The sequence below is a fragment of the Streptomyces sp. NPDC044719 genome (assembly GCF_056433405.1).
Window position 1 is genome coordinate 263,519 of record NZ_JBWKHE010000008.1, and the last position, 12,179, is coordinate 275,697.

A 12,179-nucleotide genomic window follows, 5' to 3' on the forward strand; every position below is an offset into this window, starting at 1 on the left:
TCCTCCCCGGCACCGCGATCGGGTCAAGCTGGGTCGTGCAGGAAAGTGCGGGTGGTGACGTGTGGATGGTGTGAAGCGCCCGACAGGTATAGTCCACTTCCCGCCAGCGGATCAAGATCGAACACAAGGTTGGCCGTGGGTCTTATCCGAGTTGAGACCTCGCGGAAAGTCGAGCGGTCCGTGTACTCCTCGGCGGAAATATCCCGGCCGCCGCCCCTGAATGCCACAACCAACACCCTTGACACTCCTCACCACTTGGGCAACTACTGGTCCTTGCGCGTCGAAGTTGACAACGTTGTCCACTGCGCAGGGAGGGTACCCGTTGATGGAGCGTAAAGCTCGGCACAGATGGGGTTCGGCGGTCGTGTCGGCGACCGCCTTCGCCGTGGCCCTGGGTTCACAGGGCATTGCGGTCGCACTGCCCGAGGCCCCCGAGAGACCCGATCGGGGGTTCGCCTCCTCCTTCGAGGCGGACGACCCGGTTCCGGACTGGTTGAACACCGTCGACACCGCGCCCGACGGAAGCAAGCGGGCCTCGGGTGTCGACGGCGGCTACAGCAGCGGCATACCGGGCAATGTCACCGACCAGGTCACCGACGTCCGGGCCAGTGCCGAGAACACGGGCGGGGGCGAGGTGAAGGAGAACCTCGTCGACGGCGAACCGAGCACCAAGTGGCTCACCTTCGAGCCCACCGGCTGGGCCGAGTTCGGCTTGGACAAACCAGTCAAACTGGTGCGATACGCACTGACGTCGGCCAACGACCACGCCGAACGCGACCCGAAGGCCTGGACCCTGAAGGGCTCCGCCGACGGCAAGGACTGGAAGACCCTCGACTCCCGCTCCGGCGAGTCCTTCTCCGAGCGGTTCCAGACAAAGACGTACGACCTGGCGGAATCCGCCTCGGCCGAGTACCGGCACTTCCGGCTCGACATCACCGGCAACAACGGCGGCGACATCCTCCAGCTCGCCGACCTCCAGCTGTCCACGGGCGGCGGTGACGGCCCCGTCCCGCAGGACATGCTCTCCCTCGTCGACCGCGGCCCGAGCGGCTCTCCCACCGCGAAGGCGGGCGCCGGGTTCACCGGGAAGCGGGCCCTGCGCTACGCCGGCCGGCACACCGCCGACGGGCGGGCCTATTCGTACAACAAGGTCTTCGACGTGAACGTGGCCGTCGGCCGGAACACGCGGCTGGGCTACCGGATCTTCCCGTCGATGGCGGACGGCGACCTGGACTACGACGCGACGAACGTCTCCGTCGACCTCGCCTTCACCGACGGCACCCACCTGAGCCAGCTGCGCGCCACCGACCAGCACGGCTTCCCGCTGACGCCGCGAGGGCAGGGCGAGGCGAAGATCCTCTACGTCAACCAGTGGAACAACGTGGCCTCGCGGATCGGGTCGGTCGCGGCCGGGAAGACCGTGGACCGGATCCTGGTGGCGTACGACTCCCCGAAGGGCCCGGCGAAGTTCCGGGGCTGGCTGGACGACGTGACCCTCGAGTCCGCCGCTCCCGAGCGGCCGAAGGCGCAGCTGTCCGACTACGCGGTGACGACCCGGGGCACCAACTCCAGCGGCGGCTTCTCGCGGGGCAACAACTTCCCGGCTACGGCGGTGCCGCACGGCTTCAACTTCTGGACGCCGGTGACCAACGCGGGCTCGCTGAGCTGGCTGTACGACTACGCGCGGTCCAACAACTCCGACAACCTGCCGACGATCCAGGCGTTCAGCGCGAGTCATGAGCCCAGTCCCTGGATGGGCGACCGGCAGACCTTCCAGGTGATGCCGTCCATCGCGGCCGGCACCCCCGACCTGGGCCGGGAGGCACGGGAGCTGGCCTTCCGGCACGAGAACGAGACCGCGCGGCCCTACTACTACGGGGTGCGGTTCGAGAACGGGCTGAAGGCCGAGATGGCGCCGACCGACCACGCGGCCGCCCTGCGCTTCACCTACCCGGGCGACGACGCGAGCGTCCTCTTCGACAACGTCACCGACCAGGCCGGCCTGACCCTCGACAAGGAGAACGGGATCGTCACCGGCTACTCGGACGTGAAGTCCGGTCTTTCGACGGGCGCGACCCGGCTGTTCGTCTACGGCGCGTTCGACAAGCCGGTGACCGAGGGCTCGTCGTCCGGAGTCAAGGGCCATCTGCGCTTCAAGGCCGACGACCGGACCGTCACCCTGCGCCTGGCGACCTCGCTGATCAGCGTCGACCAGGCGAAGGACAACCTCCGCCAGGAGATCCCCGAAGGCCGGTCCTTCGAGGCGGTGAAGAGGAGCGCCCAGCGGCAGTGGGACCGGCTGCTCGGCAAGGTCGAGGTCGAGGGCGCGACACCGGACCAGCTGACGACGCTGTACTCCAGCCTCTACCGGCTCTACCTGTATCCGAACTCCGGTTTCGAGAAGGTCGGCGGGAAGCACAAGTACGCCTCGCCCTTCTCCCCCATGCCGAACCCGGACACCCCGACCCACACCGGCGCGAAGATCGTCGACGGCAAGGTGTACGTCAACAACGGCTTCTGGGACACCTACCGGACGACCTGGCCCGCGTACTCGTTCCTGACCCCGTCGCGGGCCGGTGAGCTGGTCGACGGGTTCGTGCAGCAGTACAAGGACGGCGGCTGGACCTCGCGCTGGTCCTCCCCCGGCTACGCGGACCTCATGACGGGCACATCCTCGGACGTGGCGTTCGCGGACGCGTACGTCAAGGGTGTCGACTTCGACGCGAAGGCGGCGTACGACGCGGCCGTGAAGAACGCGATGGTCGTCCCCCCGAACCCGGGCGTCGGCCGCAAGGGCATGACCACCTCCCCCTTCCTCGGCTACACCAGCACCGAGACGCACGAGGGCCTGTCGTGGGCGCTGGAGGGCTACCTCAACGACTACGGCATCTCCCGCATGGGCCAAAAGCTCTACGAGGAGACCGGCGAGCGGCGCTACAAGGAGGAGTCGGAGTACTTCCTGAACCGCGCCCAGGACTATGTGAACCTCTTCGACACGCAGGCCGGGTTCTTCCAGGGCCGGGACGCCAAGGGCGACTGGCGGGTCGAGTCCTCGAAGTACGACCCCCGGGTCTGGGGCCACGACTACACCGAGACAAATGGGTATGGATACGCATTTACCGCCCCGCAAGACAGCCGGGGCCTGGCGAATCTGTACGGCGGCCGGAAGGGCCTGGGAGACAAGCTCGACGACTACTTCTCCACACCGGAGACGGCCTCCCCGGAGTTCGTCGGCTCCTACGGCGGTGTCATCCACGAGATGACCGAGGCGCGGGACGTGCGGATGGGCATGTACGGGCACTCCAACCAGGTCGCCCACCACGCGATCTACATGTACGACGCGGCCGGGCAGCCCTGGAAGGCGCAGGAGAAGGTCCGCGAGGTGCTGTCGCGCCTGTACACGGGCAGCGAGATCGGCCAGGGCTACCACGGCGACGAGGACAACGGCGAGCAGTCGGCCTGGTACCTGTTCTCCGCGCTCGGCTTCTACCCGCTGGTGATGGGCAGCGGCGAGTACGCGATCGGCTCACCGCTGTTCACGAAGGCGACCGTGCGTCTGGAGAACGGGCGCGAGCTGGTGGTGAAGGCGCCGCGGAACAGCGCGAAGAACGTGTACGTGCAGGGGCTGAAGGTCAACGGCCGGACGTGGTCCAAGACCTCCCTGCCGCACTCGGTGGTCGCCAAGGGCGGTGTCCTGGAGTTCGACATGGGCCCGCGGCCGTCGTCCTGGGGCACGGGCAAGCACGCCGCGCCCGTGTCGATCACCCGGGACGACGAGGTGCCGACGCCCCGCGCGGACGTGCTGAAGGGCGAGGGTGCCCTGTTCGACGACACGTCGGCGACGGACGCGGCGGTGACGTCCGTGGACCTGCCGGTCCCGGAGGGCGCCGAGGCGGTCCAGTACACGCTGACCTCGTCGACGGACCGGTCGAAGGCGCCGGCCGGCTGGACGCTCCAGGGCTCCTTTGACGGCACGACCTGGCGGACCCTGGACCGGCGCTCCGATGAGTCCTTCACATGGGACAGGCAGACACGCGCGTTCACGGTGAGGTCACCGGGTACGTACGAGAAATACCGCCTGGTCCTCGACGGCGAGGGCACCCTGGCGGAGGTCGAACTGCTCTCCTGAGCAATCGAGTTGGGGGTCTCATGCCGCTTCCCGTGCCCGTCCTGCCCGAGGGTGTCGACCCGGCCTGGCTGCCGTCCGCCGCCTTCCGGGCGGTCGGCGGCCGACGGACGCTGATCCGTGGCTCGGGCCCGCTGGAGGAGACGGTGCACGGGGAGGTGGCGGAGGCCTGCCTGCGGTTCGGGGGCCGGGTCGTGCGCGACGCCGAGCCGGAGGGCGGCGCGTACGACCTGGTCCTCGACCTCGGCGTCCATGACCTCGGTGACGAGGACTACACGGTCGCCCGGGAGAACGCCACGACGACGGTCACCGCCTCCGGCGGACGCGGGCTGCTCTACGGCCTGTTCCATGTCGTACGGCTCGGGGAGGCGGCGTTCTCCGGCGAGCGGGCGCGGGAGACCCATCACCCCGCTCTCGCCCTGCGCATGCTCGACCACTGGGACAACGTCGTCGTGCACCCGGTCATGGGCCAGGTGGAACGCGGGTACGCGGGCGGCTCGCTGTTCTGGGAGGACGGACGGGCGCGCAAGGACCTGGAACGGGTGCGGGCGTACGGCAGGCTGCTCGCGGCGTGCGGGATCAACGCGGTCGCCGTCAACAACGTCAACGTGCACGAGACCGAGGCACATCTGCTGACCGACCGGATCGGCGAGGTCGCCGCGATCGCCGATGCGCTGCGGCCCTATGGGGTCCGCACCCACCTGTCGGTGTCCTTCGCCGCGCCGGTGGTGCTCGGCGGGCTGCTCACGGCCGACCCGCTGGACGAAACCGTGCGCGGCTGGTGGGCCGAGGCCACAGCAGCGGTGTACGAGGCGATCCCCGACTTCGGCGGGTACGTGGTGAAGGCCGACTCGGAGGGCCAACCGGGGCCGTTCGCCTACGGCCGCAGCCACGCCGACGGGGCGAACCTGCTGGCCGCCGCATTGGAACCGCACGGCGGCACCGTGCACTGGAGGGCGTTCGTCTACGACCACTGCCAGGACTGGCGGGACCGGAGGACGGACCGGGCCCGGGCCGCCTACGACCACTTCGTGCCGCTGGACGGCGCGTTCGCCGCCAACGCCGTGCTCCAGGTGAAGCACGGGCCGATCGACTTCCAGGTGCGCGAGCCGGTCTCGCCGCTGATCGGGGCGATGCCCTGCACCCGGCTTGCGGTGGAGCTGCAAGCCACCCAGGAGTACACCGGGCAGCAGCGGCACGTCTGCTGGCTGGGGCCGATGTGGAGCGAGGTACTGCGGTTCCGGCACCGGCCGGAGTCGTCCGTGGGGGAACTGGCGCGGGGCGGGCTGATCGCCGTGTCCAACGCCGGAGACGACCCGTTCTGGACCGGGCATCCCCTCGCCCAGGCGAACCTCTACACCTTCGGGCGGCTGGCCTGGCAGCCGGACGCCGAGCCGGGCGAGGTGCTCGGCGAGTGGATCGGGCTCACCTTCGGGCCGGGGCCGGCGGAAGGGCTGCACGCCGTGCTCGACGGCTCGTGGCGGACGTACGAGAAGTACACCGCTCCCCTCGGCGTGGGTTTCATGGTGCAGCCGGGGCACCATTACGGGCCGAGCGTGGACGGATACGAGTACAGCCCGTGGGGGACCTACCACTTCGCCGACCGGGACGGGATCGGCGTCGACCGCACTGTGGCGACCGGCACGGGCTACGCCGGGCAGTACGCCAAGCCGTGGGCCGAGCTGTACGAGTCTTTGGGCACCTGCCCCGACGAGCTGCTGCTGTTCTTCCACCACGTGTCGTACGGGCACACCCTGCACAGCGGCAAGACGGTGATCCAGCACATCTACGACACACACTTCGAGGGCGTGGCGGAGGTCGAGGAGGCCCAGGAGGTGTGGGCCTCGCTGGCCGGGCTGATGGATCCCGTGCGCCACGCGCGGGTGGCGGAGCGCTACGAGGAGCAGCTCCGCGGCGCCCGCGAGTGGCGCGACCAGATCAACAGCTACTTCTTCCGCAAGTCCGGGGTGCCTGACGAGCAGGGGCGGAGGATCTACCTTTGATCTTGCGCATGAGTCGGGCGGAGACGCCCGTGGCGACATGAACCAAACACTACAGTGATCGCGTGACCACGGAACGTGCGCAAGTGAGGCGGCTGTTCGGGCATCGCGCCCGGCTGGCGCTGACCCCTGCACAGGTCCAACTCATCGACGCCCAGGCTTATGCCGCACGCGCGACGTGGAATCTCCTGCACGACTTCTGGACGATGACGCCGAAGTGCCGCCGGTCCCTCAAGGCCGCGGACGAGGCGATCCGGCAGGCCCGCAAGGAGATCGACTGGCTCGCCGTCCTTCCCGCCCAGGCCGCCCAGGCGGTGCTGAAGACGTACCACCAGGCCTGGAAGAACTGCTGGGAAGGCCGGGCCGACGAGCCGAAGTTCAAGGCCCGCCTGCGCACGGTGATGTCCGTGGACATCCCGCAGGGCCGCGACCTGCAGATCACGCGCGTGCACCGGCGCTGGGGCATGGTCAACATCCCCAAGGTTGGCCGGATCCGCTTCCGCTGGACCAGGGACCTCCCGGTCGGCGGGCACGCCGACAAGGACAACCGGATCACCGGTGCCCGGCTGATCAAGGACGCGCTCGGCTGGCACATCGCCTTCCGCGTCCAGACCCTCGATGCCGCCCCCGAGCCGCACACCGGTCCCGAGGTCGGTATCGACGTCGGTGTCAACGTCCCGCTCGCCCTGTCCGACGGCAACCACCAGGACCACCGCCGCCCCTCGCGGCTCGAAGACGGCACAGCCGACCGCGAAAAGTGGCTGAACCCCGGCGAGAAGGCCAAGCTGCTCCGTCTGGAGCGGCGCGCCGCGCACCGCAAGAGCTTCCGCAAACGCGGAGAGAAGACCTCCCGCCGACTGTGGAACACCTACGATCAGATCAAGCGGCTACGCGCAACAGCCACGCGCCGCGCCACCGACTGGCAGCACCAGACCACCACCAAACTCGCCCGCACATACGGCGTGATCGTGGTGGAAGAACTGGACATCCCGAACATGGTCAAGTCCGCCAAGGGCACCATCGACAGCCCAGGGAAGAACGTCGCGCAGAAGTCCGGCCTGAACCGCTCCATCAGCCAAGAGGCATGGGGTCGCACCGTGACGATGCTGACCTACAAAGCCGCACGCCACGGCGGCGCCCTGCGCAAGGTCCCCGCACCGAACACCTCCCTGCGTTGCTGCGCATGCGGCTTCATCACACCGGGCAGCCGGGAGGATCAGGCCACGTTCGTGTGCAAGAACCCGGACTGCGGATGGTCGGGCAATGCCGACCACAACGCCGCCCGGAACATCCTGCACCTGTACCGGATGGGCCACGCGCTCATCCCGGCTGCCGGGAGGGCAGTCGTCAGGCGCCCACGAGGCGTCAAGCCCGCCACCGCAAGGTAGGAGGGAATCTCCCGGCTTCAGCCGGGAGAGCACTTCAATGAAGGATCGCCACGCCCAGGGAGTCGAGGACCAGGGGTTCGCCCTGGTCCACCCGCTTTCCGGTGAGCAGGTCGGTGGCGGTGGTGTGGGCGGTGAGGTGGGCCGGTTCCCGGGCGTGGTTGAGGAGGAAGAGCAGGCGGGTGCCGTCGGGGGCGACGCGGGTGGCCGTCTCGACCTCCGGGTGGCCTGCGTAGGGGCCGAGCAGGTCGTGGCGGGCCAGGATGCGGCGGACGATCCCGTCGACGCCCGGCTGGTCGAGGGCGGTGGCGACGTACCAGCCCTCGCCCTCGCCGAAGCGGTTGCGGGTGACGGCCGGGGTGCCCGCGTAGAAGTCGGTGCCGTAGGTGGCGACCGGCTCGGCGCCGCGCGGGAGCACGATCTCGAAGACGAGCCGCGCCTCTGCCCCGAGCTCCGGGACGGTCTGGGCGAACTCCGGTGCTCGGGCGTCCCATTCGTCGACGCGGACGCCCATGAGGGGGGCGAGCGGACCGGGCACGTCGGTGAGGAAGGCGCGGTCGTGTGCGTCGACGCGGCCGGAGAGGAAGGTGGCCAGGACCGTGCCGCCGCGTGCGGCGACGGCTTCGAGGCGGGTGGCGAGGTCGCCCTTGACCATGTGGAGGGTGGGGGCGAGGACCACGTCGTAGGTTGTGAGGTCGGCGGTCTGCGGGATGACGTCCACGTCGGCGCCGGCCTCGCGGGCGGCCCGGTAGTAGGCGTGGACCACGTCCGGGTACTTGACCAGCCGGGACGGGCCGTCGGAGATCTCCAGGGTCCACCAGCTGTCCCAGTCGAAGAGGAGGGCGGTGCGGGCCGGGGTGCGGGCGCCGAGCGTGCGGTCGCCCAGGGCTTCCAGTTCCCTTCCCAGGGCGGCGACTTCGCGGAAGACGCGGGTGTCGTCGCGGCCCGCGTGGCCGATGACCGCCCCGTGGTACTTCTCGCAGGCGCCCCGTGAGGCGCGCATCTGGAAGTACAGGGCGGCGTCGGCACCGTGGGCGATGGCCTGGAAGGTGGCGAGACGGAGTTCGCCGGGCCGCCGGAGCGGGTTGACGTCACGGCAGGCGGTGGTGGAGGGCGTCTGTTCCATCAGCCAGAACGGGGCGCCGTCCTTCAGGCCGCGCATCAGGTCGTGGGCGAGGGCGGGCCGGGTCGGCGGGGCGTCCAGGGGCGGATAGCTGTCCCAGGAGGCGAAGTCGAGGTGGGGCGCCCAGCGGTGGTAGTCGAGGGGGCGAAAGGTGCCCATGAAGTTGGTGGTGACGGGCGTGTCGGGGTCATGGGCGCGGATCACCTCCTTCTCGGCGAGGAAGCAGCCGAGGAGGGCGTCGGTGGTGAAGCGGAAGTAGTCGAGGGTGATGCCCTGGAACGCGGTGTGGTCGGGGCCGCGCCAGTGCTCGGTGAGGGCGTTGGGCGGCTCGATCTGGTCCCAGTCGGTGTAGCGGTGCGACCAGAAGGTGGTCCACCAGGCGTCGTTGAGGGCGTCGAGGGTGCCGTGCCGGTCCCGGAGCCACTCCCGGAACGCCTCGGCGCACAGGTCGCAGTAACAGGCGCCGCCGTACTCGTTGTTGATGTGCCAGGCGAGCAGGGCCGGGTGGTGCGCGTACCGTGCGGCGAGGCGGGAGGCCACGGCGGTGGCGTGTTCGCGGTACGCCGGGGAGCTGGGGCAGAAGTTGTGGCGCTGGCCGTAGCGGTGGCGGCGGCCCTCGAAGTCGGTGCGGTTGGCCTCGGGGTGCCGCTTGGCGAGCCAGGGCGGGAGCGCGGCCGTGCCGGTCGCAAGGCACACCTGACGGCCCTCGGCGGCGGACCGGTCCAGGATGCGGTCCAGAATCGTGAAGTCGTAGCTGTCCGGGGCCGGTTGGGTGAGGGACCAGGTGAAGACGCCGACGGTGAGCGTGTCGATGCCGGACCTGGTGAACAGGCGGTGGTCGTCGTCCCAGACGTCCTCGGGCCACTGCTCTGGGTTGTAGTCGCCGCCGTACGGGATCTTCGGGGTGCGGGGCGCGGTCATGCCGTGAACTCCTCCTGGGTCTCGGTGATCACCGTGCGGCTGCCGTGCAGCAGGGACAGCAGCAGCGGGGCGGCCAGCAGGGCGGGCAGGGCCTCGGTCAGCAGGGCGGTCAGCGCGGCCGTCAGGATCAGCAGGGAGGCGGCGGCGAGGGTGGCGCGGCCGTGCCGGAACAGGAAGTACCCGGCGAGGCGGGCGGTGTCCCGGGCACGGAAGGCGAACAGCGAGGTGAGGACGAGGGCGTGCGCGCCCCAGAGGAGAGCGAAGGCGCCGATGGCGGCCAGCAGCAGCGCCCACCAGCCGGGCAGGCCGGTGGCGGAGAAGTGGGTGAGGGTGAAGGTGATGACCATCAGCCAGACCAGCAGGGGCGTCCACAGCTTCAGGGCCGGTACGGCGTTGAGCCGCCAGCCGCGCAGGAAGGCGCGGGCCGGACGCAGGTCGGTGAGGTCGCGGCTGCGGTGGTGGAGGGCGTAGAGGGCGGCGGACAGGGCCGGTCCGAGGGGCAGCAGGCACAGGGCCGCGAGCGGGAGGTTGGCGGGGTCGGGGCCGAGCAGGAGCAGTCCGGCCAGGCCCGGGAAGGCGGTGAGGAGCAGCAGCGCCTCGACAGTGAGGACGGTGTGGATCAATGCGGATGCGCGGGAGAGGGCGCCGGTGCCGAAGTCCGAGGTCCGTACGGTGCTCATGCCGTCACCTCCCCGCCGAGCGGGCGCCGCTCGGCGGCTCGCCCGGCATGAAGCCGAGTTCGAGGGAGGGGGGGTGCACCGCCATGCCGTCGCTGAGCAGCCCGGGGCCCTGGATGTGCCGGAAGCCGATGTCGCGCCGCAGGACCTTCGGCGACTCCTGGTGGTCGCCGCGCAGGGCGAGTTCGAGCCGGCCGGTGCCGACGCGGCTCCGCCAGGCGTCGGTGAGCCGGCCGCCCGGCGCATCGGGGACCCAGTGGATCACGAGTTCTCCTTCTTGAACCGCTCGTAGGCCTTGTTGTGCAGGTCGACGAGCTGCTGCATGTTCTTCGACTTCAGCTCGGCGAGGTAGGCGTCCCACTGGGACATCGGGCGCTTTCCGAGGACGAACTGGAGGGTGTTCTGGATGACGGTGTCCTTGAGCGGGGTGTCCCAGAGGGTCGCCTGTTCCTGCTCGAAGGACTGGAGCGGGTGGGCCGGGTCGATGGGCAGTTGCTCGCGCTGGGCCATGGCGTCCTGGAACTTCTTCTCGTCCGGGCTGAACGAGGAGGAGACCAGGGCCCAGCTGCCGCCGTAGGTGAAGACGCCGTTGAAGAAGCCGTAGTCCTTCTGGAGGTCCTTCGGGGCGTCCGGGTCGGAGCCCATGAGGGAGATGCCGGGCTTCAGCGTGTACTGGTCGCCGGACTCGGTGTAGGTGACGCCCTCGACGCCCCACTTGCAGAACTTCTGGCCCTCGTCCGAGTACCAGAGCCAGTCGAGGAACTGCATCATCGCGACGAAGCTGTCGCTCTTGAGGGCCTTGCTGGAGACCATGACGCCGTTCTCCAGACGGCTGCCGCCCAGCACCACGGGACCGGCGGGTCCGAGGGGCACCGGGATCATCTCGATCTTCGCGCCCTTGACCTGCTTCCCCAGGTTGTAGCGGTAGTTCTGCACCAGCTCCTGGGGGTTGGCGCTCATCGCGTAGGTCTTCTCGGCGAGGAGCTTCTGCACGGCCTGGTCGTCGGTCTGGCTGAAGCTCTCGGGGTCCATGAGCTTCTCGGCGACGAGTCTGCGCAGGTACTCGACCATCTGACGGTAGGCGTCCTGCGCGCCGGTGAAGACGAACTTCCGCGCCTTGTGGTCGAAGCTGATGTTGTCGTACGTCCAGCCGGCTCTGACGCCGAAGGCCTGGCCGAGGTAGCTGAACAGGGCGCCGCAGGGGAACGGGGTGTTGGTGCTCCAGCGGTCGGAGAGGGGGTACTTGCCGGGGTACTCCTCCTTGAGCGCCTTGAGGACGTCGTACACCTCGTCCCAGGTGGTGGGCAGGCTCAGGCCGTGCTTGTCGAGGACGTCCGTGCGGAAGGACAGCGAGTAGCCGGACTTGGCCTTCTCGTGCAGGCCGGGCAGCAGGTAGTACTTGCCGTCGGACTGGCGGATGGAGTCGAGCTCGGGCTCCAGCTTCCACTTGCGCACCTTGTCGCGGAAGTTGGGCATCAGCTTCACGTACTCGCTGACCGCGAGGACGGCCCCCGAGGAGACGAAGGCGACCTCGGAGGGATGGTACGTCTTGGGGATCAGGAACGGGGCGTCGCCGGCCCCGATGAGGACACTGCGCTTCTTCTCGTAGTCGGCCAGCGGGACGTCGACCGGCTCGAGGGTGACCCCGGTGCGCTTGGTGAGCTCCTTCCAGAACAGCCAGCCGTTCTTCATCGGGTAGACCGGGTTGTTGTTGTGCAGCACCGAGAAGGACAGTGGCTTGGCCGCCTTGAACTGCTGGCCGGCCCGGTAGTTCTTCATCGCGCCGTTCTGCTTCTTGGAAAGGTCCTTGGAGTCGCCTCCGTCCTCGCCGCTGCCGCAGCCGGTGACCGTGGCGAGCCCGATGAAGCCGGCGGCGGCGAGTATCTGGCGCCGCGAGAGCTGTCCTGCGTTCTGCACGGAGACTCCTTTGTTCCGTAGGCGAGTTGA

At 69.4% G+C, this 12,179-nt stretch carries 7 protein-coding genes; 3 read left to right on the forward strand and 4 right to left on the reverse strand.

Features of this window, described 5'->3' with window-relative positions; all coding sequences use genetic code 11:
* Positions 1–325: 325 nt before the first annotated feature.
* From AC07DF_RS30680 to AC07DF_RS30690, 3 genes are all read left to right on the forward strand, one after another.
* Positions 326–4,129, forward strand: a complete 3,804-nt coding sequence (locus AC07DF_RS30680) for a GH92 family glycosyl hydrolase (protein ID WP_478978558.1) — start codon at positions 326–328, stop codon at positions 4,127–4,129.
* A gap of 20 nt (positions 4,130–4,149) precedes the next feature.
* Positions 4,150–6,129: an alpha-glucuronidase gene (locus AC07DF_RS30685; protein ID WP_478978561.1), complete on the forward strand. Its 1,980-nt coding sequence runs from the start codon at positions 4,150–4,152 to the stop codon at positions 6,127–6,129.
* Positions 6,130–6,191: 62 nt separating this feature from the next.
* Complete coding sequence (locus tag AC07DF_RS30690; protein WP_478978564.1) at positions 6,192–7,514, forward strand: RNA-guided endonuclease InsQ/TnpB family protein; 1,323 nt, start codon at positions 6,192–6,194, stop codon at positions 7,512–7,514.
* A gap of 34 nt (positions 7,515–7,548) precedes the next feature.
* Here AC07DF_RS30690 and AC07DF_RS30695 read toward each other — a convergent pair whose 3' ends face one another.
* Genes AC07DF_RS30695 through AC07DF_RS30710 form a run of 4 tightly spaced genes read right to left on the reverse strand, consistent with a single transcriptional unit; the run spans position 7,549 to position 12,149 of the window.
* Entirely contained in the window at positions 7,549–9,555 is a 2,007-nt protein-coding gene (locus tag AC07DF_RS30695; RefSeq protein WP_478978567.1) for a beta-galactosidase, read from the reverse strand.
* Positions 9,552–10,235 carry a hypothetical protein gene (locus AC07DF_RS30700; protein ID WP_478978570.1) on the reverse strand — a complete coding sequence of 228 codons (684 nt, stop codon included), beginning with the start codon at positions 10,233–10,235 and terminating at the stop codon, positions 9,552–9,554. The genes AC07DF_RS30695 and AC07DF_RS30700 overlap by 4 nt, the downstream gene beginning before the upstream one ends.
* Positions 10,236–10,239: 4 nt before the next feature.
* Positions 10,240–10,497, reverse strand: a complete 258-nt coding sequence (locus AC07DF_RS30705) for a GH39 family glycosyl hydrolase (RefSeq protein WP_478978573.1) — start codon at positions 10,495–10,497, stop codon at positions 10,240–10,242.
* Positions 10,494–12,149 carry an ABC transporter substrate-binding protein gene (locus AC07DF_RS30710; RefSeq protein ID WP_478978576.1) on the reverse strand — a complete coding sequence of 552 codons (1,656 nt, stop codon included), beginning with the start codon at positions 12,147–12,149 and terminating at the stop codon, positions 10,494–10,496. Before AC07DF_RS30710 ends, AC07DF_RS30705 begins: the two co-directional genes overlap by 4 nt.
* Positions 12,150–12,179 lie beyond the last annotated feature (30 nt).

Bases quoted from the DNA above. Each gene is read 5' to 3' on its own strand.
- AC07DF_RS30685 (WP_478978561.1), top strand. From the start codon at position 4,150: ATGCCGCTTCCCGTGCCCGTCCTGCCCGAGGGTGTCGACCCGGCCTGG.
- AC07DF_RS30695 (WP_478978567.1), bottom strand. From the start codon at position 9,555: ATGACCGCGCCCCGCACCCCGAAGATCCCGTACGGCGGCGACTACAAC.
- AC07DF_RS30700 (WP_478978570.1), bottom strand. From the start codon at position 10,235: ATGAGCACCGTACGGACCTCGGACTTCGGCACCGGCGCCCTCTCCCGC.
- AC07DF_RS30680 (WP_478978558.1), top strand. From the start codon at position 326: ATGGAGCGTAAAGCTCGGCACAGATGGGGTTCGGCGGTCGTGTCGGCG.